The following is a 23945-nucleotide window of genomic DNA, read 5'->3' as shown; positions in this document are numbered from 1 at the left end:
CTTCCCAGCCCCATTGCTGCGACTGCCAGTCTTCTTCCAGATTGGCAAGGGCGAACAAAGCGTCGGCATCCTGTCCCTCATCCAGCGCGGCAAGGCCCGCGATCAGCGACGCGCCAAGGCTGGCGAGGTTCTGAAGGGCGGCCAGTGTAAAGCTGTCCATCTCCTCCAGCTCCTCGACGATCCGCGCGCGCGTGGAGGGGGGATGGGGCGTATAGCTGATGCCCGCCACGCGCGAGAAATCGACGCCCAGCGTCCTTTCGGCAGCGGCGACGAGCGGTTCCCATGCTTCCTCCTGCCGATCGCGCAGCGCCTCGCCGTCATCGGCGCGATAGCAGAGCGTATCGGTCTCGGCGAAAGGCATGATCGCCGCGATGGCGGAAGCCGGATCGGGCGCGACCCGGTCGATGGCGTAATCGGTGAGGTCGCGCAGCAGCAGGCTCTTCGGGTCAATAAGATCGCCCTGCGCGTCCCATTCCGCCGCCAGCGCGTCCGCCAGCGCGCGGGTCGGGACGATCTGCGGCGTGCCGCCCTGCGTCTTCAAGCCGCGCCCGTCCAGCGCCACCTGCCAGCCGTGATCCTGCTCGCTGACGGTTACCTCGCGGTAGAAACGCTTCATGGATGCCCGTCATCCTTCCTGTTGATCGCGTCCGCCGCCGCGCCGCGCCGCGCCATGCCCTCGCTGCTCCAGGCGCGCGCCATCATGCGCGGGACAACCAGCGCATCGGCCAGACCGATCGCGAACAGCACGAACCCCAGCCAGCGCGGCAGCGCATCGGGCCAGGACACATCGGCCGTCGCCGCCAGCAGGCCATAGACCGCGACGCCCATGCCAAGGATGCGGACCGCCTGCATCGCGAAATAACGCCCTGCCGCCGGATCAGCCACTGGTCACCTCCAGCATGCCGGCCAGTTCCTCGACCGTTTCGGCGACGCGTTCGGCGCCGGTTGCCAGCAATTCCTCGGCATGGTGATAGCCCCAGTCGACCCCGATGGCCCGCACGCCCGCCGCACTGGCCATCAGCATATCGAAACTGGTGTCACCGATCATCACCGCGTCCTTGGCGTCGATACCGGTTTCCCACAGCACGGCGGCGATCATCGCGGGATCGGGTTTCGACGGATGGTCGTCGGCGGTCTGCAGACTGCTGAACAGGTCGGACACGCCATGGGTGGCGAGGCAATGGCGCAGCCCGCGCCGCGACTTGCCGGTGGCGACCGCCAGCTGCCATCCCTCGGCGTGAAGCTGGCGCAGCAGCGGCGCTATGCCGTCGAACAGGGGTTCGTCCACCTGTCCCAGTCGGCGATGCTCGCGAAAGGCCAGGCGGTAGCTTTCGGCCAGCATTTCCTGTTCGGCAGGCGTGCTCCCCGGCAACAGCATCGCCATGGCCTGCGGCAGCGACAGGCCGACCGCGCGGCGGATCAGCGCGCGCGACGGCGCTTCCAGCGAAGCGGCGGCAAAGGCTTCCTCCATCGCAAGGCAGACATTGGCCTGCCCGTCGACCAGCGTGCCGTCGCAATCGAAGATCGCGATCCGGCTCATTTGCTACCGGGCTTTCGGGGCGCGGGTTTCCCTGCCGGCCGGGGACTGCCCTTGCCCTTCTTCACGCCGCCCTTCTTGGGCGCGGGGGCGGCGGAGCGCTTGGTCGTGGGCTTGCCCGCCTTGGGCGAACCCATCGTGCGCTGGCGCCGCTCGCCCCGGCGTTCCTTGCGCACATCCTTGGCATGGCGGCGCGCGGCGATCTTCTTTTCCTCGCGCGAAGGGGGCGGAGGGCCTTCCTCGGGCAAGGCATCGCTGGCGCTCTCGTCGAAACCGAGCTGCTCCATGCTGGCCGCGAAATGGTCGGGCAGCGGGGCCGTGACATCCAGCGGCACGCCGTCGGGATGATCGATGATCAGGCGGCGGGCATGCAGGTGCATCTTGCGGCTGATGCTGCCGGTCAGGAACGCGGCCTGCCCGCCATATTTGCCGTCGCCCACGATGGGATGGCCGATCGCGGCCAGATGCACGCGCAGCTGGTGGGTGCGGCCCGTCAGTGGCTCCAGCTCGACCCAGGCGGCCTTGTTGCCCGCGCGGTCGACCACGCGATATTTGGTGCGTGCGGGCTGGCCTTCGGGATCGGGCATCATCTTTTCGCCCCCGGTGCCGGGCTGTTTCGCCAGCGCGAGGTCGATGGTGCCGGCCGAGATATCGGGCACGCCCGTCACCAACGCCCAATAGATCTTCTTGGCGCTGCGGCCCGAAAAGCGCTTGGAAAAGAATGCCGCGCTGCCCGGCGTGGCGGCGGTCAGCAGCACGCCCGAGGTATCCTTGTCGAGCCGGTGGACGAGGCGCGGGCGGGGCACCTTGCTGTCTTCCTCCGGCACGAAAGCCTCAAGCAGGCGGTCGACGTGGTGCTTGGTGCCGGTACCGCCCTGCGTGGCAAGGCCGGGCGGCTTGTTCAGCACGATGGCGGCGCGGTCGCGGTGGAGCACCATGGCATCCGCCTCGGCCAGCTCGTCCTCGGTCAGCTGGATACGCTGGCGCTGCGGGCCCTTGGACAGGCTTTCGCCGCCGGGGGGCACGCGGATTTCCTGCCCGGCCTCGACGCGGTCTTCGGGCTTGGCCCGCTTGCCGTCGACGCGGATCTGGCCGGTGCGCGCCCAGCGCGAGATGGTGTTGAAGCCGATCTGCGGCAGATGCCGTTTGAACCAGCGGTCGAGGCGCGCGCCATCGTCGTCATGGCTGACGGTGAAGCGGCGGATGGTATCTTCCGGAGCGGGCATTAGAGGGTCCCTCGTGCAAGTGTCAGTCCCGCGACGAGTCCCGCAAGACCAAGCACCAGCGAAGCGACGATATAGGTAAGTGCCAGTCCCGCTTCGCCGCGCTGCCACAGCAGCACGGTTTCCATCGAGAAGCTGGAGAATGTGGTGAAACCGCCCAGCAGGCCGACGCCGAGCAGCAGGCGCCATTGCTCTCCGCCGCCTGCCCCCGCGGCGTCGTGACGGGCGAGCCATGCGATCAGCACGCCCATCGCCGCGCTGCCCAGCGCATTGGCCGCCAGCGTCGCCCACGGAAAGCTCAGCGCCTGACCCGGTGCCAGATGCGACACCAGCCGTCCCAGCTGATAACGCAGCACCGCCCCCGTCCCGCCGCCAAGGGCGACGATCAGCGAAGCGGCCAGTTGTGAAATCGGCGTTGGCATTGAGCCCCTGGGTGTGACTTGGGTGTAGGGTGTAACTTGGGTTAAGTCGCCGCGAAAGACCTTGCGCAGCGAGTCCGCATTGCTGTGGATTTGCGCCCGATGCCCCTTTTGTGGTAGTAAGACAACAGTTGGTGGACGCATCGGGCCGATTCCCTTGTTAAGCGCGCTTGCTTTACAAGGTGGGTGCTGGTAGCGGCTCCGCCGGTTCAGGCCGGTCCCGTCGGGATTCGGCCCCTACAGTATTTTAATCAGTTCAATAGGTACTCGCGGGCGATTCGCTGCCGGCAGGTGCCATGACAGAAACCGAGGTAGCAGCGTTTTATGCAAATCATCGTTCGCGATAACAATGTCGACCAGGCTCTCCGGGCTCTCAAGAAGAAGCTGCAGCGTGAGGGCGTTTATCGCGAAATGAAGCTGCGTCGTCACTTCGAAAAGCCTAGCGAGAAGCGCGCCCGCGAAAAGGCCGCTGCCGTTCGCCGCGCCCGCAAGCTGGAGCGCAAGCGGATGGAACGCGACGGCGTTCGCTAAGAACACCGGTTCGCGCGGTGATGCGATGATGTCGCTAGCCGCTTGAACCTTGTCGCCGCATACGCCAAAGGGGCGCGGGAACATCCTTCCCGCGCCCTTTTTGCATCCATTGACGAAAGCGCATCGAAACATGACGGAAATTACCCGCGTCCCGCTCCAGCCGATTGGCAAGGGTATCCTCTCCAAGCTCTGGATCGGTATCGCCATCGCGGTTCTGCTGGCCGCGGGCGCCGCATGGGCAACCCGCTATCAGGGGCTGGAAGTCACCACCCTGTCCGAAGGCACCGGCGGATCGCCCACGATGGAAGACGTCGTGAACGTCAATTACGAAGGCAGGCTGGCCGATGGCACCGTCTTCGATTCGGCAGAGGGTGCGATCTTCCCCGTGTCGGGCGTGGTCCCCGGCTTCGGCCAGGCGCTGCAGCAGATGAAGCGCGGCGGCCGTTACGAGGTCTTTATCCCGTCGGATCAGGCCTATGGCGCGCAGGGCGCGGGCGACCGCATTCCCCCCAATGCCGACCTGACCTTCACCGTCGAGCTGATCGATTTCCGTTCCGAGGCAGAGCTGCGTGCGATCCAGCAGCAGATGCAGCAGATGGGCCTTGGCGGCATGGCGCCGCCGCAGGGTGCCGTTCCCGCCGGAGAATAACGCCGCAACCCTGCAAGACATGCTTGGCATGGGCGCGATGGCAAGCTAATCGCGCTGCCATGTCTGTCGATAAAGCAACGGTCGAAAAGATCGCCTCGCTGGCCCGCATCGCCCTGCGCGACGGGGAAGCCGAGGCGTTCGTTCCCGAACTCAACCAGATCCTCGACTGGGTCGAACAGCTTGGCGAGGTCGATGTGACCGGCGTCGAGCCGATGACCGCGGTCATTCCCAACACGCTGCGCCTGCGCGACGACGTGGTCGATGCCGACCCGCTGACCGGCGGCAACCGGCGCGATGACGTGCTGGCCAACGCGCCCGCCGCCGAGCACGGTTTCTTTGGCGTGCCCAAGGTGATCGAATAATGACCAATCTGACCGAACTGGGTGTCGCGGCGATCCGCGACGGTGTCGCGGGCGGCGAATTCACCGCAGTCGAGGTGGCCGAAGCGTTCAACGCGAATGTCGCGGCGGCCAGCAGCCTCAACGCCTTTATCGTGGCGACCCCCGAAGTGGCGGTCGATGCGGCCAAGGCGGTCGATGCCAAGCGCGCCAAGGGCGAGCCGCTGGGCAAGATGGGCGGCGTGCCGATCGGCATGAAGGACCTGTTCGCCACCAAGGGCGTGCAGACCACCGCGGCCAGCCACATTCTGGAGGGGTTCACCCCGCAATACGAATCGACCGTGTCGCAGAAATTGTGGGACGCGGGCGCGGGCATGCTGGGCAAGCTGAACCTGGATCAGTTCGCGATGGGATCGTCGAACGAGACGAGCTATTTCGGCAATGTGATCAGCCCGTGGCGGCGCAAGGATGGCGGCAATGCTGCCTTGGCCCCCGGCGGTTCGTCGGGCGGTTCGTCAGCGGCGGTGGCGGCGCGGCTGGCCCCTGCGGCGACCGGCACCGATACCGGCGGTTCGATCCGCCAGCCCGCGGCCTTTACCGGCATCACCGGGATCAAGCCGACCTATGGCCGCTGCTCGCGCTGGGGCGTGGTGGCGTTCGCGTCCAGCCTTGACCAGGCGGGGCCGATGGCGCGCGACACGCGCGACTGTGCGATCATGCTTGAGGCGATGGCGGGATTCGATCCCAAGGATGCGACCTCGCTCGACATGCCGGTGCCCGAATGGGAAGCGGGACTGAACCCCGACATGAAGGGCAAGCGCATCGGCATCCCGCGCGAATACCGCATGGACGGGATGGACGAGGATGTCGCGAAAAGCTGGGACGACGGCATTGCGTGGATGAAGGACGCAGGCGCCGAGATCGTCGATATCTCGCTGCCGCATACCAAATATGCGCTGCCCGCCTATTACATCATCGCGCCGGCCGAGGCGTCCTCGAACCTCGCGCGCTATGACGGCGTGCGTTACGGCTTGCGCGACCTGCCCGATGGCGCCGGTCTGCAGGACATGTATGCCGCGACCCGCGCCGACGGCTTCGGGCCCGAGGTCAAGCGCCGTATCATGATCGGCACCTATGTGCTGAGCGCGGGCTTCTACGACGCCTATTACAACCAGGCGCAGAAGATCCGCACGCTGATCGCGCAGGACTTCGCCAAGGCTTTCGAGCAGTGCGACGTGATTCTGGCCCCGACCTGCCCCACCGCGGCCTTCGCGCTGGGCGAGAAGACGAGCGATCCGCTGGCGATGTATCTGAACGACGTGTTCGCGGTGCCCGCGTCGCTGGCCGGGCTGCCGGCGATGAGCGTTCCGGCCGGCATGAACCGCGAGGGTCTGCCGCTGGGCCTGCAGATCATCGGCAGGGCCTTCGACGAGCAGGGCGTGCTGAACGCAGGTCTGGCGATCGAGAAGGCGGCTGGTTTCGTGGCGACGCCGGATCGGTGGTGGTGAACGTCTCGCCGGAATATACTCTGGCGATGGCATCGCTGAACGCCTCGCTGCAGTCGATCCGGATGATCGCGAGCACGGGCCTCGTCTCGCCGCGCGACGTCGATGTGTCGCTGGAGGGCGTGGCCCGGACTCTGGAGCATCTGCCGGACGAACTCTCGTCGCGGATCATGCCGATCCTCGACAAGCAATTCGCCGCGATCAAGCGCGCTGCCGAACTGAACTGGGACGAAGAATGAGCGAATATCGTATTCACGGCGCAACGGGCGAGTGGGAGGTCGTGATCGGCCTTGAGGTCCACGCGCAGGTCACTTCGCAGGCCAAGCTGTTTTCCGGCGCCGCGACCGCGTTCGGGGCGGAGCCCAATACGCAGGTCAGCCTTGTCGATGCCGCGATGCCGGGCATGCTGCCCGTGCCGAACCGCGAATGCATCCGGCAGGCGGTGCGCACCGGCATGGCGATCGACGCGCAGATCAACAAGTGGAGCCGGTTCGACCGCAAGAACTATTTCTACGCCGACCTGCCGCAGGGCTACCAGATCAGCCAGCTCTATCACCCGCTGGTGGGCGAGGGGCACCTGGACATCGCGCTGGACGACAAGAATCCCGAGAACACCAAGCGCATCGGGGTCGAGCGCATCCATGTCGAGCAGGACGCGGGCAAGCTGATGCACGACCAGCATCCGACCATGTCCTATGTCGACCTCAACCGCAGCGGCGTCGCGCTGATGGAGATCGTGTCGAAGCCAGAAATGCGCTCTCCGGCAGAGGCCGGGGCCTATGTGCGCAAGCTGCGCTCGATCCTGCGTTACGTTGGTTCGTGCGACGGGAACATGGAGGAAGGCTCGATGCGGGCCGACGTCAATGTGTCCGTCCGCAAGCCGGGCGAGGAATTCGGCACGCGGACCGAGACGAAGAACGTCAATTCCGTCCGCTTCGTGATGCAGGTCATCGAGTATGAGGCGAACCGGCAGGTCGACGTGCTGGAATCGGGCGGCAAGGTCGATCAGGAAACACGCCTGTTCGATCCCGACACCGGCACCACGCGCACCATGCGGTCGAAGGAAGACGCGCATGACTATCGCTATTTCCCCGATCCGGACCTGCTGCCGCTGGAGCTGGACGATGCGTTCCTGCACGATTGCCGCGAATCGCTGCCCGAACTGCCCGACGCCAAGCGCCACCGTTACGAAAGCGAGCTGGGGCTGACCGCCTATAACGCGAACCAGCTGACCGCCGACGTCGATGTCTACAAACGGTTCGAGGATGTGCTGGCGGCAACCGCCGACAGGACCGGCAAGCCTGAAAAGGATGTCGCGACGCAGGTGGCCAACTGGGTGCTGTCGGTCGCGCCGGGCGTGAAGAACGCCACCGAAGGCGCGGTCGAGGCGAACGATACCACCGCGGCCAATGCGGGCATCCTGGCGCTGGCGGCGGCCAATGTCGTGTCGGGCGGGCAGGCGAAGGAGATCTACGAGATCGTCCTGAAGACCGGCCGCGAACCGGACGAGATTGCCGAGACCGAGGGGCTGAAGCAGAACAGCGACACCGGCGCGATCGAGGCGGTGATCGACGAGGTGCTGGCCGCGAACGAGGACAAGGTCGCCGAATATCGCGGCGGCAAGGACAAGCTGTTCGGCTTCTTCGTCGGACAGACGATGAAGGCCATGAAGGGCAAGGGCAATCCCGCCGTGGTGAACGAGGTGCTGAAGACCAAGCTGGGCTGATTTTCGCGCCACGACGCTGCCAATCGAAAAGGGGCGCCGGTCATGTCCGACCGGCGCCCCTTTTGTTTATGCCGCCGGGGCGAGGGGGGTTATTCCTCCTCGCTTCCCACCGTCGCGGTTTCCACAGTCAGCCCAAGCTGGTCGAGCTGCGGCCGAACGGTGGCGGCATCGCCCACCACGACCCAGACGAGCCCGTCCGACAGCTTCTGCTCCCGCGCCACTTGGTCGAGCAAGGGCGGCGTCAGCGCGTCATATTTCGCGGGCAGCAGCTCATAGTAATTATCGGGCCGGTCCAGCTCGATGATGTTGACGAGGCCGGCCAGCACGCCCGCGCTCGTCTCGAACGTGCCGGGCAGGCCGCGCACTTCGCTGTTCACCGTGCGGATTAGTTCGTCCTGCTTCACCCCGTCACTGGTCAGGAAGCTGTTCACCCCGTCGCGCAGCGCCGCGATGGAATCGCCCGTGCGGTCCGCCTGAACAGGCGCATAGAGCGCAAAGGCAACCTGCTCTTCCGGCCTCAACAGGATGCTGCTCACGCCATAGGACCAGCCCTTGGTCTCGCGCAGGTCCGAATTGAGCCGCGACAGGAAGCTGCCGCCCAGCACATTGTTCGCCGCATCCAGCGCGACGAGATCGTCGGTGCCCTTCTTGTCGATCACCTTGCCCGCGAAGATCATAGACTGCGGAGAGGCCGGACGGTCGACCAAGATCACGCGCGGCTGCGGCTGGGGAATGGCCACTTCGAACGACTTGGTCGGAGCGGGCGCCGCCGGACGCGCCCAATTGCCGAAGGCCTGATTGGCGAGCGTCGTCACTTCCGCCATGGACACATCGCCCACGACATAGAGCCGCGCCTTGTCCGGACGCAGCCAGGTCGCGTGGAATGCACGCAGGTCCTGCGCGGTCAGTCCCGCCACGATATCGGCCTCGCCAAGTCCGCTCGGCGGGACGCCATAGGGATGCGCCGGGCCGTAGATCGCGGGCATCAGTACCTTTTGCGCGATCGACAGCGGCTGCGTGTTCTCCGCATTGATGCGGTTCAGCTGCTGGCTGCGCACGCGCTCAAGCTCGCTGGCGTCGAACGCGGGATTGCGCACGTAATCGGCCAGCAGCGAGAAGCTGGGACCGAGGTTGGGTTCGAGCGCCGAGAGCGTAAAGATCGTGTTGTCGCGATTGGCGCTGGCGCTGATCGATGCGCCCAGACGTTCCTGCGCGATCGCCAGTTCGGTGGCGTCGAGCGAGGTGGTGCCCGCCTCCATCGTCTGCAGCATCAGCGACTGGGTGCCCAGCGCATCCTTGGGATCGGCGGCAATACCCGCATCGAAGCTGAGCTGCGCGGTGACAACGGGAACGCCTTCGCGCTGCGCCAGATAGATCTGCATCCCATTGTCCAGCACGGCGCGCTGGATATCGGGGAAGTCGAGCGGCGCCAGATCGTCCATCGCCGGCATCGACGACCGGTCGGGCTCGGCGCTGGGCGCGGCGACGACCGGGCCCGTCAGGCTGCCGGGCTGCCAGTAATATTCGGGCGCGCGCATCGGCGGGGCCTTGCCGGTGAGATAGCCGCCCCGGTTCTCGCCGCCTTCCTTGCGCGTGCCGGGCATGACCGTCAGGCGGAAAACCGGCCGGTCGAGCCAGCGCTGCGCCGCGTCCTGCACTTCTGCGGGCGTAACCGAGGCGATGCGGGCAAGCCGCTTCTTGTAGAATTCCGGGTCGTCCGAATAGAGCAGGCCCTGCGCCAGCGTCGGCGCCTTGCCGTTGAAACCGCCCAGCGATTCCAGCCCGCGGATCTCGACGGCGGCGAATTGCGTCGCCGCGCGCTGCAACTCGTCGGCCGTCGGCCCTTCGAGTACGAGTTTGGCGATCTCGGCATCCAGAGCGGCCTCAAGATCGGCAAGTTCGACGCCGGGTTTCAGATCGGCATAGACCTCGAACTGACCGGCCTGCGCGAAATTGCTGGCCTGCGCGACGACGCTGACGGCCAGCTGCTTGCCGCGCACCAGCTCGTTATCGAGGCGCGAAGATGCCAGCCCGCCCAGCACGCGCGCCGCCATTTCCAGCGGGACGGTGTCCTTGTCGTTAAGGCCGGGAATCGCCCACATGCGATAGACGCGCGGGGTGGACACCTGGTCGTAGATCACCTTCGACACCGGTGCGTCCAGCGTTGGCACCGGGGCCTCGACATCTTCGATCGCCGGTCCTGCAGGGATCGCGCCGAACCATGTGTTCACCTTCTGCTTGGCGGTGGCGGTATCGATGTCGCCCGCCAGCACAAGCACGGCATTGTTGGGGCCGTAATGGCCGGTGAACCAGCTCTTCACATCGTCCAGCGTCGCGCTCGACAGGTCTTCCATCGAGCCGATGGTCGAATGGTGATACGGATGGCCCGAGGGATAAAGCGTCTCAAGCTGCTCATATTCGACGAGGCCGAAGGGCTGGTTGTCGCCCTGCCGCTTCTCGTTCTGGACCACGCCGATCTGGTTATCGAGGTTTTCCTGCGTCACCGCGCCCAGCAGATGGCCCATGCGGTCGCTTTCTAGGAACAGCGCGCGGTCGAGCGCGCCGGTCGGCACGGTTTCGAAATAGTTGGTGCGGTCGAACCAGGTCGTGCCGTTGTAATCGGTGGCGCCGACCTGCTCCAGCGGTTCGAAGAAATCGCCCGGCGCGTTTTCGGATCCGTTGAACATCAGATGCTCGAACAGATGCGCGAAACCGGTCTTGCCCTCTGGCTCGTGCTTGGACCCGACGCCGTACCAGACCGACACCGCCACCACCGGGGTCGAGCGATCCTCGTGCACCAGGACGGTCAGCCCGTTCGCCAGCTTGAACATGTCATAGGGAATATCGACGCCCGCGATCAGTTCGGACAGGGGCGCGGGCTGGACCTCGCTTTGCGGGGCTGCGGCGGGCGCGGCCTGTTTCGCAATGGCGGCGCCCGGTACGGCCATGGATGACGCGGCCATCATTGACAGGGCAGAGGCGGCGACAAGCAGCCTGTTGGTAAGACGCATGGTTTCTCCAGTCCAATGTCACGCGCACGCATGGTTTCGCAAAGACGCCGGTCGCGGATCGGCCGGAGATGTGCGCTGTGCGATTAGTATCTACTGTTATCAAAAGAACCGGCGGATTCCAGCCAATAGCGGTCGCCCGTCGAACGGAATCGGCGTTTTGTCGATCCGCTCTCTGCAATCGGCTCTTGAAATCGAAGGCGATCCGCCAAAATCTGCCAAGGGGTCTGGATGCGCCGACAAAATTCCACCGGCCGGCCCTTGTGTTGCAAATTGGCAACACTATCTAGCTGCTTGCCGAAGGTGCCGCTTGATGGGCCTTTGGCGGCAATTGGCCATAAGGGCAGTGAGGGGCAAAACCCATGAATCTCGAAAAGTTTACCGACCGCGCAAAGGGCTTCCTGCAGGCCGCGCAGACCGTCGCGATCCGCATGAACCATCAGCGGATCAGCCCGACCCATATTCTGAAAGCCTTGCTGGAAGACGGCGAAGGCATGGCATCGAGCCTGATCCAGCGCGCGGGCGGCAATCCCGGCTTCGCGCAGGCAGAGGTCGATGTCGCGCTGGGCAAGATCCCGGCGGTGTCGGGCGGCGGGGCGCAGCAGACGCCCGGCCTCGATAACGACGCCGTGCGCGTGCTGGACCAGGCCGAGCAGCTGGCGACCAAATCGGGCGACAGCTATGTCACGGTCGAACGGCTGCTGCTGGCGCTGACGCTGGCGACGACGACCCCGGCGGGGCAGGCGCTGAAGGCTGCGAACCTCACGCCGCAGGCGCTGGAGGCCGCGATTACCGAGCTGCGCGGCGGGCGCAAGGCCGATACCGCCAGCGCCGAGGAAAGCTATGACGCGCTGGAAAAATACGCCCGCGACCTGACCGAGGCCGCGCGCGAGGGCAAGCTGGATCCCGTGATCGGGCGCGACGAGGAAATCCGCCGCACGGTGCAGATCCTGGCCCGCCGCACCAAGAACAATCCCGCACTGATCGGCGAACCCGGCGTCGGCAAGACGGCCATTGCCGAGGGGCTGGCGCTGCGTATCGCCAATGGCGACGTGCCCGATTCGCTGAAGGATCGCCGCCTGATGGCGCTCGACATGGGCAGCCTGATCGCGGGCGCGAAATATCGCGGCGAGTTCGAGGAACGGCTGAAGAGCGTGCTGGACGAGGTGAAGGGCGCCGAGGGCGAGATCATCCTGTTCATCGACGAGATGCACACGCTGATCGGCGCGGGCAAATCCGAAGGCGCGATGGATGCGGGCAATCTGCTGAAGCCTGCGCTGGCCCGCGGAGAGCTGCATTGCATCGGCGCGACCACGCTGGATGAATACCAGAAATATGTCGAGAAGGACCCTGCGCTGCAGCGCCGTTTCCAGCCCGTGTTCGTAGGCGAGCCGACCGTGGAAGACACGGTCTCGATCCTGCGAGGGCTGAAGGAGAAATACGAGCTTCACCACGGCGTGCGCATCACCGATGGCGCGATCGTCGCGGCCGCGACCCTGTCGAACCGCTATATCTCGGACCGATTCCTGCCCGACAAGGCGATCGACCTGATGGATGAGGCCGCCAGCCGCATCCGCATGGAGGTGGAGTCCAAGCCCGAGGAGATTGAGAACCTCGACCGCCGGATCATCCAGCTGAAGATCGAGGAATCGGCGCTGTCGAAGGAGACCGATTCCGCGTCGCAGGACCGGCTGGCCGCGCTGCGCGAGGAGCTGGCGAACCTTGAGCAGCAGTCGAGCGAGCTGACCACCCGCTGGCAGAACGAGCGCGACAAGATCGCGGCCGAAGGCAAGATTAAGGAAGAGCTGGACCAGGCCCGCATCGAGCTGGAGCAGGCGCAGCGCGCGGGCGATCTCGCCAAGGCGGGCGAGCTGTCATACGGCAAGATCCCGGCTCTGGAGAAACGGCTGTCCGAAGCCAGCGCGCAGAGCGAGAACGCGCTGCTGCGCGAGGAAGTGACCGAGGATGACATCGCCGGCGTCGTCAGCCGCTGGACCGGCGTACCGGTCGACCGGATGATGGAGGGCGAGCGCGAGAAGCTCCTCAAGATGGAGGAGGTGATCGGCACCCGCGTCATCGGGCAGGAGCAGGCCGTGCAGGCGGTATCCAAGGCGGTGCGCCGTGCGCGTGCGGGTCTGCAGGATCCGAACCGGCCGCTGGGCAGCTTCCTGTTCCTGGGCCCCACGGGCGTCGGCAAGACCGAGCTGACCAAGGCGCTGGCCGAATTCCTGTTCGACGACGACAGCGCCATGGTCCGCATCGACATGTCGGAGTTCATGGAGAAGCATGCGGTCGCCCGTCTGATCGGCGCGCCCCCGGGCTATGTCGGCTACGAGGAAGGCGGCGTCTTGACCGAGGCGGTGCGGCGCAGGCCGTACCAGGTGGTGCTGTTCGACGAGGTTGAGAAGGCGCACAGCGACGTTTTCAACGTGCTGCTGCAGGTGCTGGACGACGGACGCCTGACCGACGGGCAGGGCCGCGTGGTCGATTTCTCGAACACGTTGATCATCCTGACCTCGAACCTGGGCAGCCAGTACCTTGCCAATATGGACGACGGGCAAAAGGTTGCCGATGTCGAGCCGCAGGTGATGGACGTGGTGCGCGGGCATTTCCGCCCCGAGTTCCTCAACCGGCTGGACGAGATCATCCTGTTCCACCGACTTGCCGCCGAGCACATGGCGCCGATCGTCGAGATCCAGGTCAAGCGCGTGCAGAAGCTGCTGAAGGACCGCAAGATCGTACTGGACCTGACCGATGCGGCGAAGCGCTGGCTGGGGCGGGTCGGGTACGATCCGGTCTATGGCGCGCGTCCGCTCAAGCGTGCGGTCCAGCGTTACCTGCAGGATCCGCTGGCCGATATGCTGCTGGGCGGACAGATCCCCGACGGATCGACGGTGAAGATCGACGAGGGGGACGGAGCGCTCAACATCGTCGTGGCCTGACGTTCAGCGCCGGAAAAGAGAAGGGCGGCAAATTGCATTGCCGCCCTTCTTGTGAATTTACTGATTGGAGAACTGAGGGCCGATCAGGTGCCCGTGCATTCGCCGCCGGTGCATACGCCATTGCCGATAATCGCGGCGCCCTTGTTCTGGTGCGCCTCGTCATACAGTTCCCATTCGTGGGCCGTCATGCACATTTTCTCGCGCTTTACGCGCGATCCGGTGACCCGGTGCGTGCGGCAGATCTTCTCGTTGCTGGCCAGCTTCTCACCCTGCTCAGTTTTTTCCTGGGCAGGTGGCGTGGCAGGTGCGGGCGCAGGCTGCGCGGCGCTTTGAAGTAGTGCTGCTGCGAAAAGTGATACAATCATAACGACCCCGTTAAGTGATTTCAGTTCGTCTGCAAGTTACCTGAAGAATGCGCAAAAAAAAAGAGGGCAGCGTTTCCGCTGCCCTCTCCGGTTCTACTGACTTCGATCAGAAGGTCAGCTTGGCGGTGATGCCATAACGGCGGCCAAGCGGATCGTAGGTCGAAGGATAGGTGTTACCGCTGTTGTAGGCGGTGGAACCGATCGTGCTGCCGACGATCTTCGGCTTGTTGTCCAGAATGTTCTGGACGGTCGCGATCAGCGTCAGGTTGTCGGTCGCCTGGAAGCGAGTGCTGAGATCGAAGTAGTGCTCTGCACCGATCTCATCGAAGCCCTCAAGAAACGGACGGCAAAGCCCGTCTTCATAGAGATTTCCGCTATCGCATTCACCGGTCTCCAGCGGCTCTTCGGCCGGATTGGCAAGCGGCTCAACATCTACGCCGTCAACGAAGCGCCAAAGCAGCGACACGTCGATGTTGCCAAAGCCCAGCGTGGTGCGCTGGTTGAACGAGAACTCCGGCTGAATCGACGAGCAGTTGATGCTGTAATAGCCAACGCACTCGCGGTTCAGACCTTCCGGATCGTCCTGGTTGGCCTTGAACTCGCTGTTCATCGTCCAGTTGCCCTGGAAGTTGAAGCCGAGGTCGATGCCCGAGAACGATGTCTGGTAGTTCATGACCAGATCGATACCATCGGTGAAGATCCGGCCCTGGTTGGTCGAAACCAGCGGGAGGCCCGCAGTCGTCGCGACCGAGCCGAACAGGTTGCCGGTGGCCGGGTTACGACGGATCGCGGTACAGGCCGGATCGCTTGCGTCGCCAGCACCGCCGTTCTGGTCGAAACAGGCCCCGAACACGTCGCCGATGTTCGGCTCGGTGATCGCGTCCTTAACGGTGATGTTGTAGTAGTCGACCGTTGCGCTGAAGCCCGGCAGGAAGTCGGGCTGCAGAACGAGACCGACGGTCCAGGTCTTGGCCGTTTCGGCGTCGAGGTTCGGGTTACCACCGGTGGTTACGTTAACCTGACCGGCCGGATCGACGATGATGTTGCCGATCGAGTTGGCCGGAGCGCCCTGTGCAAGACAGGTGGCGCGCAGGGTCGCGTTGTTCAACGGAGCAGCGCCCGAGCAGGGATCGGTATCGAAGTTGTCGAGACCGGTAACCTGCGGGTTGAACAGCTCGCCGATGTTCGGAGCGCGCGTCACGCTCTGATAACCGCCACGCAGCTGGAAGCCGAAGACGGGGGTATAGGTACCGCCGGCCTTCCAGGTGAATTCGCCGCCCGTCGACGAGTAGTCCGAATAACGGGCACCGAGGTCGAGCGTGAGCTCTTCGGCGAACGCCATGTCGGTGAGCAGCGGAACGACGAGTTCGCCGAACACTTCCTTGACGTCGTATTCGCCCTGCGCGTCGGGGTTGGCCGCACCGTTACCAAGGACTTCGCCCGGGGTCTGCGTCAGCAGGTCCGAACGGGTCTCGGCGGTGTACTTGCGGTATTCAACACCGGCCGCGATGCCGATCGGATCGGCTGCGGACGGAAGGCCGAAGCCGAGGTCGCCGCTGATGAACGCCTGCGCCTGGGTCAGCGAGGTGCTTTCCGAACCGCTGTTGCCGACGTCGAGGAAGCGCTGCACTTCCGGGGTCAGGCTGCCGAGCGGACCGAACAGGTCGATCGGAACGCAGTCGTTGGTGGTGTCGAGGCAGGTGTCGGGGTTCGTCGAGAGAACCGACTGCTGCAGACGCGAAAGCGTACCGTTACCCGACTGGCGCGAGCTGTTCTTGCTCTCGCCATAGGCACCGAGGATTTCCCAGTCCAGCGACGAGGTCAGGGCACCGCGAGCGCCGCCCTTCATCTGGAAGAGCTGGGTCTGGTATTCGTTGTCGCGGGTGCCGAACTCGACGAAACGGCGACCATAGTCGATGTCGACCGTCTGGTAGTTCGGATCGTTGGGGTCGGTGGCCACGGCTGCCGCGTCGCACTGGGCCTGGGTGAGCAGGCGCTGCACGCCGAGCGTGGTCGGATCTTCCTCGTCGTCGGCGACGGTGTCGAGACCGCAAATCTGGTTGCGGATGCCCGCATTCAGGAACGGGTTCGACAGCGGCGTGGTCAGCACGTTGCGGAAGGTGCCCGAGGGCGCGATCTTGGTCGTGACCGTGCTCTGGACGAACAGGCCTTCGCCGTAGAGTTCGATGTTGTCGGCTACTTCGTACCGGGCCGCACCATACATGCGGTACTGCTCAAGCGGCAGCTGGTAGAGGTTGAACGGGTTGAAGTTGAACGGCGAATAGAACGGCTGCAGCGAGTTGCCGTCAGGCGAAACCTGCAGCGTGCCGCTGGTGGTGCCGGGAACGGTGATGACCGAGGGAACGGTCGTCGACGAACCGCCGGGGTTGCCGGTGGCCGAGCTGATGTTCTGTGCACCGAAGGCGCGGTCGCCCTGGAACACTTCGTCGCGGCTGGTGTAGCCGAGGCTGAGGACCGCGTTGCCGCGGCCGTCGTCGAAGTTCGCGCCAAGCGTTCCGTCGATGCGGAAGATCTTGCCGTCGCCTTCTTCGGTCAGCTGCTGGGTGGCCGAGATTTCGGCGCCCGAGAAATCGGTCTTGGTGATGAAGTTCACCACGCCCGAAACCGCGTCCGCACCATAGGTGGCGCCGGCGCCGCCGGTCAGGACGTCGGTACGCTCAAGCAGGGCGACCGGAATGACGTCGACGTTGGTGAGGCCTTCGAGGTTGGCCGGAACGATACGCACGCCGTTGAGCAGCGTCAGGTTACGCTGTTCGCCGATGCCGCGAAGGTTCAGATAGGTGTTGCCGCCGTTGCCGTTGTTGACCTGCGCGCCAACGCTGGGGACGACGCCCGGGATCTGGCGAAGCACGTCTTCGACGACGGTCGCCTGGCGCAGTTCCAGTTCCTCTTCGGAAACGACCGCGACAGGGCTGGCCTGTTCAAGGTTGGGGTTGCTGATGCGCGAACCGGTGACGACGATGGTCTCGACCGGTGCGGCGGCGGCTTCTGCCTCGGCTTCGGCTTGCGGCTCGACCTGTGCGAATGCGGTGGTGGAGCCGAGAAGCGCCACGACCCCGAGGGCCGTGCCGGCGCGAAGCGCGGGCTTCCGGATGTGAGTGAGTTTCATAAAAGCAGTCCCTATAAGATGGCCCCGGGGCTTCGGCTGCTGTCGGCCCCAGTATTCCAACTCCAACCCGCCCGTGTGCGACCTGAAGTTACGCGTTGATTGACCATTCGCTTTGTGATTGCAAAAGCGATGGTATCAGGAGTAACGTTTTTGAAATACAGCGTTGCACATTCGCAACATCGGGTGTGGCAGGCGGATTTTGGGACCCGCCAGCCTTTTTGTTCGAAGGCCGGACAATAGCCGCGTGGCCATTGACGGTGGGCTGATGAGCATTGAGGACGCGGCGGGCAAGCGGGAATGGGGTCTTGATGACGATGACGGGTCAGAGACGTGACGATTTGTCTAGGGGCGGCTTTGCCCCGAACCTGCCGGGCAGGCGGGAGCCGCTTTATGGCAGGTGAGAAATCGCGTCTTGCGGCCTTTCTGCCCTATCGGCTCTCGATCACTTCGAATGCGGTAAGCCAGCGTATTGCGGTCGAATATCGTGCCCATTTCGATCTCAAGCAGACCGAATGGCGCGTCATGGCGGTGCTCGGCGATGTCGGCCCGCTGACCCAGCGGCAGCTGGTCGGGGCGACGTTCATGGACAAGGTGGCGGTCAACCGCGCGTGCAAGGTGCTGGTCGATGGCGGCCTGATCATGCGCAATCGCAACACCGACGACGGGCGCTCCCATCTGCTGGAGCTGACCGAGAAGGGCGAAGAGGTTCACGCGCGGGTCATGCCGCTTGCGCTGCAGATGGAATCCGAGATCCTCAGCTGCCTTTCCGTAAAGGAGCGCAAGGAATTCAGCAGAACGCTCGACAAGCTGTTTGCGCAGGTGCGGGACATGGACGCCGAATCGTGCCCTGAAGGTTGAAGCATGCGATGCCGTGCGGGCAATCGTCCCGTTCGGTATGCGCAAAGGAAAAGGGCGGCCCCGGAAATCCGGCGCCGCCCTTTCTTGTGTCGGTCCTTCGCCTGCTAAAGCAGCGCGTCCGAGATCGAGCAGGCCGCAGGGCCCAGGATCACGATGAACAGCACCGGCAGGATGAACAGGATCAGCGGAACGGTCATGATGGCGGGCAGGCGCGCGGCCTTTTCCTCGGCGCGCATCATACGCTCGTTGCGGAACTCGGCCGACAGCACGCGCAGCGCCGAGGCGAGCGGGGTGCCGTAGCGTTCGGTCTGCACCATGGTCGTGGTGACGCCCTTCATCGCTTCCAGATCGACGCGATAGGTCAGGTTCTCGAACGCCATGCGGCGCTCGGTCAGGAAGGACAGCTCGATCGAGGTGAGCGCGAATTCATCGGCCAGTTCGGGATAGGCGCGGCCCAGTTCCTTGGCGACGCGGCCAAAGGCGGCATCGACGGTCAGGCCCGCCTCGGCGCATATGACCAGCAGGTCGAGCGCGTCGGGAAGTCCCTTGCGGATCGCGTCGGTGCGCTTGCCGACCTTGTTCTTCAGATAGGTGCCCGGACCGTAATAGCCCGCGGCAAGGCTGCCCGCGAATACCGCGAGGCGCTTCATCGGGCCCCACTCGGGATAGGTGTCGGTCCAGTAAACCAGCACCGCGGCGATAAAGCCGAACAAGATCGGCAGCACCACGCGCGCCGCGACCACCACATAGGCCAGTTCCTTGCGGCGGATGCCCGCCTGCATCAGCTTCTGCTCGATCTCCTTGATCTGGCTGTCCTGCAGCATCGAGAACTTGGACAGATAGTCGCGGACCTTGTCAGTCAGATCGGTCTTGCGGCGCAGGGTGCGGCGCTTGACCTGCGCCTCGGTCATCAGGCCAAGTTTCAGCTCTTCGCGCCGGGCGTTCAGCGACTTGACGCGCTTGGCCATCGGATCGCGCACGGTCAGCGCGGCATAGATCGCCATCAGCGTGGCAAGCGCCGCGATCCCGGCAAGGATCGATCCGACGAGAATGACGTCAACGCCAAGAAGGGTGGGGCCGGTTGTCTGCATGATAGTTCTCGTGCCTTTCCCCGATCAGATCTCGAAGCTGACCATTTTGTACATGACGAAGGCGCCGATGCTCATCCAGCACATGCCGAACAGGCCGGCCACGATCAGGCGGTCGTCGGTGAAGAAGCCGCCGAGGTATGCGGGGTTCAGGATGTAGACGATGGTGAACACCAGGAAGGGCAGGGCGCCGACGATATAGGCCGATGCCTTGGCTTCCGAGCTCATCGCGCGGATCTTCAGCTTCATCTGGATGCGCTTGCGCAGCACTTCGGCAAGGTTCGCCAGCGTTTCGGCAAGGTTGCCGCCCGTCTCGCGCTGGATGGCAAGCGAGATGCAGAAGAACTTGAATTCCGGAATGTCGAGCCGATCGGCGGTTTCCTGCAGCGAATCGTCGAGCGACTTGCCGACCTTGACGCGGTCGGTGATCGCCTTGAATTCCTCGCCCACCGGGCCGGGGATCTCGGTCGAGACGACCGCCAAGGTCTCGGTCACGGGAAGACCGGAGCGCAGACCGCGCACCAGCAGCTCGATCCCGTCGGGAAAGCGGGCGTTGAACATCGCAAGCCGCTTCTTGATCTGGCGGCCCACGATGAAATGCGGCAGGCCCAGCCCGACGACCGCGCCGCCGGCCAGCGCGAAAAGCGGCGCGCCGGTCTTCAGCAGCACCAGCACCGCGATGCCCAGCGCCAGCCCGCCCGACACGTAGAAATAATTGGCGACCGTCCAGCCCTTGCCCGTGCGGTGCAGGCGCAGCGCGAGCGCGGCGATCTTGGAATCGGAGCCCGCCGCATGGCGCGCACGCGGCTTGCGCGCCGAAATCGCCTTTTTCAGCTGCGCCTCGACCCGCGCCTCGGCGCTTTGCGAGTGGCGATAGCGGATCTGCTGCAGCCGCTTGGCCTGATGCCGCGACGCGGTCGAGCCGTAGAGGGCGAAAAAGGCGATGCCCAACACCAGCATCATGCCGATCACGACAATGAAAATCTGCGCAAACTGCATCGCCTGAACCTCCGGTACCCTAATCAATCCGATGGCATGTCCCCGCCCTCATCGGGGCAGGGAGGTTGCACATCAGGCCTTTTGCCTGGTCTTGGCCTTCATCCCGCCAAGCCCGAACTTTTCCATCAGCGACCCGCCGCCCGCTGCATTCGCGGCGGCCGGCGCCTTTTCGTCGCCATTGGTCGACATGATGCTGCGGGCCAGATCGCGCAGCACGGCGGATGCCTTGCTGGCGCGGTTCGCCTCGACGAACACCTGGCCGACCTTGGCCGCCTGCGTCGCGGTCTTGACGTCCATCGGCATCAGGAAGTCGATCTTGCGCTCGATAGAGGCTTCGAAATCCGCCTTGCTGATTTCGCCCGTTCCGCTGGTCACGCGATTGGCGACGACGATGGGCCGCATGTGCGAGGCATTGGTCGCCACCCACGAAAGAATGCGGATCGCATCGCGCGCACCCGCCAGCGACAGCTCGGTCGCCAGCACGAACACGTCGGCGTCGGCCAGCACATGCGGGAAATTGATCAGCATGTTGCGCGGCAGGTCGACGACGGTCATGTCGAAGGCCTGGCGGAATTCTTCCTCGAGCTGCACGAAGGCGCTGCCGTCGGTCATCAGCGGCGAATGGATCGGCGCTTCGGACGAGAGGACCGACAGATTGTCGTTCGCCCGCACCATCGCGCGTTCGATGAACAGCCCGTCGATGCGCGAGGGGTTCTCGATCGCGTCGGAAAGCCCGCGGCCCGGTTCGAGATCCATGGTCAGCGCGCCCGTGCCGAAATGCACGTCGAGGTCGAGCAGCGCGGTCGGCAGCTTGTGCTCGCCGCTGAACAGCCATGCGAGCGAGGTCGCGATGGTCGAGGCGCCGACGCCGCCGCGCGTGCCAACGACGGCGGTGATGACATGGTTGCGCGCGGCCGCCGCATCGGGATTGTGACGCGGCGCGCTCAGCACGCTTTGCGCCTGCAGCAGCGAATCGCGCAGCGCTTCCTCGCTCAGCGGCTTGAGCAGATAATCCTGCAGCCCGCTGGCGGTGAGGTCGCGATACAGGCGCACGTCGTTGATCTGGCCGACCGCGATCACCACCGTGCCGGGTTCGCACACCTCGGCCAGCGCGTTGATGTCGGACAGCGGATCGCCGCATTCAGACAGGTCGACCAGCAGGATCTGCGGGCTGGCCGACACCGACAGCGTCTGCACCGCGTTGCGAAGCCCGCCCATGTTGCATTTTTCATGCGGCATGTTGAGGTTCGAGACGGTGGTGCGCACGACTTCCATCGTGGCCTCGTCGCTGACGAAGGCGGCGAACGAGTCGCGTTCGCCCATTCCGGATGACATCTGGTTCATCAAAGCATCTCCTTCGCGGATCCGTTAGTTGCTGCCGCCGCCGCCGCCGCCCTGCTGGGTCGAGACGGTCGGCAAGCCGCCTTCGCCCGTGGGCGCCTGCTGGCGATAGCTGTCGATGGCCTTGGTCGAGCTCATCACGACGGTCTCGCCCGTGCCCTTCTGGCCGGTCAGCAGATCCTCGGGATTGGCGACCATCGCGGCCCAGTTGGCGTTCACCGCGCAGCCAAAGCCGTCGCTGGTGGCATTGTTCGGGTTGAAATCGGTCTTGTCGGTCCAGCGCGGGCAATCCTCGACCGCGGCGGTGCTGCGGGTGACGACGACGCGTGCCACGCCGGGGCCTGCGGCGCCTTCAGTGACGGGGGCCGTCTCGGCCAGGATGATGCCCTGCCGGTCGGCCAGCGCCATCAGATCGGCGCGGGCCGCGGGGCCGATATTGGCGGTATCCACCGAAACGCGGTCGCCATAGGAAATGTCCATGGCGTCCCACCATCCGGCCAGACGGCTCTGTTCGCCGATCGGGATGCCGGACGAGCTGGTCATCACGTCGAACACGTAATTGGTGCGCGACACGACCGGCTGATGCACCGAATTGAGCGTGCGATTGTCGGAAACCCCGCCAACGCAGCCCGAAAGGCCCGCCGCTGCGCCGAGCAGAAGCGCGGCGGTGGCAGCCCTGTGCCCGGTCAGGCGGGCAGTGATGGTCTTGATCATCTTGGTCACCTTGCTGCTCCCGATCAGAAGTTGAAGCCGGGCTTCGCGTCGCCGGCATCGGCGCTGCGAACCGGGGCGGATTGTTGCGGAACCTCGTTCATGCCGACGACGGGGCCGGTCGGGGCCGCCTCGCTGGCGCGCGGCATGGGACGGCGCGCGCCGCCCGTTTCGCCGTCCGACTGCATGCCCAGCAGCTGGCCCATGATGGTCGGGTTCTTGTATCCGTCGGTGGGGAGAGCGATCTGGTTCGCGTCCACCGGCTTCACCAGATAGGGCGTCACCACGATCACCAGCTCGGTCTCGCCGCGGCGGAAGCTGGTGGAGCGGAACAGATTGCCCAGGATCGGCAGGTCGCCGACGCCCGGCGTCTTTTCGATGGTCTGGTTCGAAAAGTTCGACAGCAGCCCGCCGATCATGAAGCTCTGGCCCGAACCCAGCTCCACCGTCGTTTCCGCGCGGCGGGTGGTGAGGGCGGGAACCTCGAAGCCTTCGATCGTGACCGCCCCTGCGCTCGACAGTTCCGACACTTCGGGACGAACGCGGATCGAGATGCGGCCGTTTGCCAGTACGGTCGGCGTATAGGCCAGGCTGACGCCGTATTTCTTGTATTCGATGGCGACGGTGCCCAGACCCTGGCTCATCGGGATCGGGAATTCGCCGCCCGCGAGGAACTCGGCCGTTTCGCCCGACAGCGCGGTCAGGTTCGGCTGCGCCAGCGTGGTGACGAGGCCGTCCTGCTCACCCAGATCCAGCGCGCCTGCAAGGTCGAGGCCGAGGAACTTGCCGAAACCGGCGATGGTGCTGCCCGTGCCCGCGCCCGTCACAAGGCTGGATCCGCCCGATGCCGTGGTGCCGCCGGTAAAGACGTTGCCGCCGATGCTCCACTGCGGAAGGAAGCCTTCGCGGCCCTGCGTTACACCGAACTTGAACCCGCTGGTGCCGTCGAAGGTGGCGAGGTTCACGCCGATGGCGCGGACCAGCGTGCGGCTGACTTCGGCAAAGCGGACCTGCAGATTGACCTGCAGCGGCGTCGCCAGCTTCAGACGGCTGATCACGTTCACCCCGTCGCCAACGAAGGCCGAGACAAGGCGCTCCGCCTCTGCCGCATCCTCGGGCGCCGCGACCGTGCCGGTCAGCAGCACGGTGTTGTTCATCGTCGCGGTCGAAATCTTGGCCTCGGGCATGGCGAGGCCCAGCATCTGGTCGATGCTGTCGATATTGGTGCCGACGCGGACATTGGCCGACCAGATGATCGCACCCGCCGAATCGCTGGCATAGACCGTGGTTTCGCCGCCGGCCTTGCCGAACAGATAAATCTGATTGGTCGACTTCACCTGCACGTCGGCGATGCTTTCGTCGGCGATGAAGATGTCGGCCATCCGGCCGCCCACATTGACCAGCTGGCCCCGGCCGATCGACAGCACGATCTGGTCTGAAGGCGCGGGCAGGGTCTGGGCGACGGCGGTCGTCGCGGTTCCCATAGTGCCGATCGGCGCCAGGGCGGTAGCAGCGAGCACGAGGCCCGAAAGCAGACGGCGGTTCATCTTATGTCCCCCCTTGGACACTATGTGG

At 64.9% G+C, this 23945-nt stretch carries 21 protein-coding genes; 8 read left to right on the top strand and 13 right to left on the bottom strand.

The genetic code is table 11. The features are described 5' to 3' along the window. The 5 genes from AC4FIJ_RS08375 to crcB all read right to left on the bottom strand — a co-directional run. The coding region (locus AC4FIJ_RS08375) for an ATP12 family chaperone protein (RefSeq protein ID WP_490336257.1) at positions 1-616 on the bottom strand (616 nt) is incomplete at its 3' end. Then, the gene (locus tag AC4FIJ_RS08370) at positions 613-885 is read right to left on the bottom strand and encodes a hypothetical protein (protein ID WP_490336256.1); all 273 of its coding nucleotides are present in this window, start codon (positions 883-885) and stop codon (positions 613-615) included. The genes AC4FIJ_RS08370 and AC4FIJ_RS08375, both read right to left, overlap by 4 nt. Beyond that, positions 878-1540, bottom strand: a complete 663-nt coding sequence (locus AC4FIJ_RS08365; RefSeq protein ID WP_490336255.1) for an HAD-IA family hydrolase — start codon at positions 1538-1540, stop codon at positions 878-880. Before AC4FIJ_RS08365 ends, AC4FIJ_RS08370 begins: the two co-directional genes overlap by 8 nt. Beyond that, positions 1537-2763 (bottom strand): RluA family pseudouridine synthase, encoded by a 1227-nt coding sequence (locus AC4FIJ_RS08360; RefSeq protein ID WP_490336254.1) that lies wholly within the window; start codon positions 2761-2763, stop codon positions 1537-1539. The genes AC4FIJ_RS08365 and AC4FIJ_RS08360 overlap by 4 nt, the downstream gene beginning before the upstream one ends. Continuing rightward, entirely contained in the window at positions 2763-3182 is a 420-nt protein-coding gene (gene crcB / locus AC4FIJ_RS08355) for a fluoride efflux transporter CrcB (protein ID WP_490336253.1), read from the bottom strand. The genes AC4FIJ_RS08360 and crcB overlap by 1 nt, the downstream gene beginning before the upstream one ends. Before the next feature lie 321 nt (positions 3183-3503). Here crcB and rpsU point away from each other — a divergent pair, with 321 nt between their 5' ends. The 6 genes from rpsU (at position 3504) to gatB (ending at position 7928) form a co-directional block, all read left to right on the top strand. Then, positions 3504-3710, top strand: a complete 207-nt coding sequence (rpsU, locus tag AC4FIJ_RS08350) for a 30S ribosomal protein S21 (protein WP_066842689.1) — start codon at positions 3504-3506, stop codon at positions 3708-3710. A gap of 130 nt (positions 3711-3840) precedes the next feature. Further along, positions 3841-4359 carry an FKBP-type peptidyl-prolyl cis-trans isomerase gene (locus tag AC4FIJ_RS08345; protein ID WP_490336252.1) on the top strand — a complete coding sequence of 173 codons (519 nt, stop codon included), beginning with the start codon at positions 3841-3843 and terminating at the stop codon, positions 4357-4359. A 59-nt stretch (positions 4360-4418) separates the two neighbouring features. After that, on the top strand, positions 4419-4721 hold the full coding sequence (gene gatC / locus AC4FIJ_RS08340; protein ID WP_490336251.1) for an Asp-tRNA(Asn)/Glu-tRNA(Gln) amidotransferase subunit GatC: 303 nt from the start codon (positions 4419-4421) through the stop codon (positions 4719-4721). Continuing rightward, on the top strand, positions 4721-6205 hold the full coding sequence (gene gatA / locus AC4FIJ_RS08335; RefSeq protein ID WP_490336250.1) for an Asp-tRNA(Asn)/Glu-tRNA(Gln) amidotransferase subunit GatA: 1485 nt from the start codon (positions 4721-4723) through the stop codon (positions 6203-6205). Before gatC ends, gatA begins: the two co-directional genes overlap by 1 nt. Beyond that, a complete protein-coding gene (locus AC4FIJ_RS08330; protein WP_157668111.1) occupies positions 6202-6441 on the top strand; it encodes a hypothetical protein in 240 nt (79 codons plus the stop codon). Before gatA ends, AC4FIJ_RS08330 begins: the two co-directional genes overlap by 4 nt. After that, on the top strand, positions 6438-7928 hold the full coding sequence (gene gatB / locus AC4FIJ_RS08325; RefSeq protein ID WP_490336249.1) for an Asp-tRNA(Asn)/Glu-tRNA(Gln) amidotransferase subunit GatB: 1491 nt from the start codon (positions 6438-6440) through the stop codon (positions 7926-7928). The genes AC4FIJ_RS08330 and gatB overlap by 4 nt, the downstream gene beginning before the upstream one ends. Positions 7929-8017: 89 nt before the next feature. Here the strand turns inward: gatB and AC4FIJ_RS08320 are convergent, their stop codons facing one another. After that, complete coding sequence (locus AC4FIJ_RS08320; RefSeq protein WP_490336248.1) at positions 8018-10939, bottom strand: M16 family metallopeptidase; 2922 nt, start codon at positions 10937-10939, stop codon at positions 8018-8020. A 359-nt stretch (positions 10940-11298) separates the two neighbouring features. On the opposite strand from AC4FIJ_RS08320, the gene clpB reads away from it, so the two are divergent. Next, positions 11299-13878, top strand: a complete 2580-nt coding sequence (gene clpB / locus AC4FIJ_RS08315; protein WP_490336247.1) for an ATP-dependent chaperone ClpB — start codon at positions 11299-11301, stop codon at positions 13876-13878. An 83-nt stretch (positions 13879-13961) separates the two neighbouring features. Here the strand turns inward: clpB and AC4FIJ_RS08310 are convergent, their stop codons facing one another. Both AC4FIJ_RS08310 and AC4FIJ_RS08305 read right to left on the bottom strand, forming a co-directional pair. Continuing rightward, positions 13962-14243 carry a hypothetical protein gene (locus AC4FIJ_RS08310; protein WP_490336246.1) on the bottom strand — a complete coding sequence of 94 codons (282 nt, stop codon included), beginning with the start codon at positions 14241-14243 and terminating at the stop codon, positions 13962-13964. A 106-nt stretch (positions 14244-14349) separates the two neighbouring features. Next, positions 14350-17373, bottom strand: a complete 3024-nt coding sequence (locus AC4FIJ_RS08305) for a TonB-dependent receptor domain-containing protein (protein ID WP_490336245.1) — start codon at positions 17371-17373, stop codon at positions 14350-14352. Between the two features lie 390 nt (positions 17374-17763). Here AC4FIJ_RS08305 and AC4FIJ_RS08300 point away from each other — a divergent pair, with 390 nt between their 5' ends. Next, positions 17764-18231, top strand: a complete 468-nt coding sequence (locus AC4FIJ_RS08300) for a MarR family winged helix-turn-helix transcriptional regulator (protein ID WP_490336244.1) — start codon at positions 17764-17766, stop codon at positions 18229-18231. 104 nt (positions 18232-18335) lie between these two features. Here the strand turns inward: AC4FIJ_RS08300 and AC4FIJ_RS08295 are convergent, their stop codons facing one another. From AC4FIJ_RS08295 to AC4FIJ_RS08275, 5 genes are all read right to left on the bottom strand, one after another. After that, complete coding sequence (locus AC4FIJ_RS08295) at positions 18336-19322, bottom strand: type II secretion system F family protein (RefSeq protein WP_490336243.1); 987 nt, start codon at positions 19320-19322, stop codon at positions 18336-18338. Positions 19323-19346: 24 nt separating this feature from the next. Beyond that, positions 19347-20318, bottom strand: a complete 972-nt coding sequence (locus AC4FIJ_RS08290) for a type II secretion system F family protein (RefSeq protein WP_490336242.1) — start codon at positions 20316-20318, stop codon at positions 19347-19349. 72 nt (positions 20319-20390) lie between these two features. Next, positions 20391-21662: a CpaE/TadZ family protein gene (locus tag AC4FIJ_RS08285; protein ID WP_490336241.1), complete on the bottom strand. Its 1272-nt coding sequence runs from the start codon at positions 21660-21662 to the stop codon at positions 20391-20393. A gap of 24 nt (positions 21663-21686) precedes the next feature. Then, entirely contained in the window at positions 21687-22373 is a 687-nt protein-coding gene (locus AC4FIJ_RS08280; RefSeq protein ID WP_490336263.1) for a CpaD family pilus assembly protein, read from the bottom strand. 23 nt (positions 22374-22396) lie between these two features. Next, positions 22397-23917 carry a type II and III secretion system protein family protein gene (locus tag AC4FIJ_RS08275; RefSeq protein WP_490336240.1) on the bottom strand — a complete coding sequence of 507 codons (1521 nt, stop codon included), beginning with the start codon at positions 23915-23917 and terminating at the stop codon, positions 22397-22399. Between the last annotated feature and the right edge of the window lie 28 nt (positions 23918-23945).

The sequence above is a fragment of the Croceicoccus sp. genome (genome assembly GCF_983967925.1).
This window is presented reverse-complemented; position numbering and strand designations above follow the sequence as displayed.

What these genes read in the sequence shown, in the direction of transcription:
- AC4FIJ_RS08365 (WP_490336255.1), bottom strand. Translation starts at nt 1,540, where the DNA reads ATGAGCCGGATCGCGATCTTCGATTGCGACGGCACGCTGGTCGACGGG.
- AC4FIJ_RS08360 (WP_490336254.1), bottom strand. Translation starts at nt 2,763, where the DNA reads ATGCCCGCTCCGGAAGATACCATCCGCCGCTTCACCGTCAGCCATGAC.
- crcB (WP_490336253.1), bottom strand. Translation starts at nt 3,182, where the DNA reads ATGCCAACGCCGATTTCACAACTGGCCGCTTCGCTGATCGTCGCCCTT.
- rpsU (WP_066842689.1), top strand. Translation starts at nt 3,504, where the DNA reads ATGCAAATCATCGTTCGCGATAACAATGTCGACCAGGCTCTCCGGGCT.
- AC4FIJ_RS08345 (WP_490336252.1), top strand. Translation starts at nt 3,841, where the DNA reads ATGACGGAAATTACCCGCGTCCCGCTCCAGCCGATTGGCAAGGGTATC.
- gatC (WP_490336251.1), top strand. Translation starts at nt 4,419, where the DNA reads ATGTCTGTCGATAAAGCAACGGTCGAAAAGATCGCCTCGCTGGCCCGC.
- gatA (WP_490336250.1), top strand. Translation starts at nt 4,721, where the DNA reads ATGACCAATCTGACCGAACTGGGTGTCGCGGCGATCCGCGACGGTGTC.
- gatB (WP_490336249.1), top strand. Translation starts at nt 6,438, where the DNA reads ATGAGCGAATATCGTATTCACGGCGCAACGGGCGAGTGGGAGGTCGTG.
- AC4FIJ_RS08320 (WP_490336248.1), bottom strand. Translation starts at nt 10,939, where the DNA reads ATGCGTCTTACCAACAGGCTGCTTGTCGCCGCCTCTGCCCTGTCAATG.
- clpB (WP_490336247.1), top strand. Translation starts at nt 11,299, where the DNA reads ATGAATCTCGAAAAGTTTACCGACCGCGCAAAGGGCTTCCTGCAGGCC.
- AC4FIJ_RS08310 (WP_490336246.1), bottom strand. Translation starts at nt 14,243, where the DNA reads ATGATTGTATCACTTTTCGCAGCAGCACTACTTCAAAGCGCCGCGCAG.
- AC4FIJ_RS08305 (WP_490336245.1), bottom strand. Translation starts at nt 17,373, where the DNA reads ATGAAACTCACTCACATCCGGAAGCCCGCGCTTCGCGCCGGCACGGCC.
- AC4FIJ_RS08300 (WP_490336244.1), top strand. Translation starts at nt 17,764, where the DNA reads ATGGCAGGTGAGAAATCGCGTCTTGCGGCCTTTCTGCCCTATCGGCTC.
- AC4FIJ_RS08295 (WP_490336243.1), bottom strand. Translation starts at nt 19,322, where the DNA reads ATGCAGACAACCGGCCCCACCCTTCTTGGCGTTGACGTCATTCTCGTC.
- AC4FIJ_RS08290 (WP_490336242.1), bottom strand. Translation starts at nt 20,318, where the DNA reads ATGCAGTTTGCGCAGATTTTCATTGTCGTGATCGGCATGATGCTGGTG.
- AC4FIJ_RS08285 (WP_490336241.1), bottom strand. Translation starts at nt 21,662, where the DNA reads ATGAACCAGATGTCATCCGGAATGGGCGAACGCGACTCGTTCGCCGCC.
- AC4FIJ_RS08280 (WP_490336263.1), bottom strand. Translation starts at nt 22,373, where the DNA reads ATGATCAAGACCATCACTGCCCGCCTGACCGGGCACAGGGCTGCCACC.
- AC4FIJ_RS08275 (WP_490336240.1), bottom strand. Translation starts at nt 23,917, where the DNA reads ATGAACCGCCGTCTGCTTTCGGGCCTCGTGCTCGCTGCTACCGCCCTG.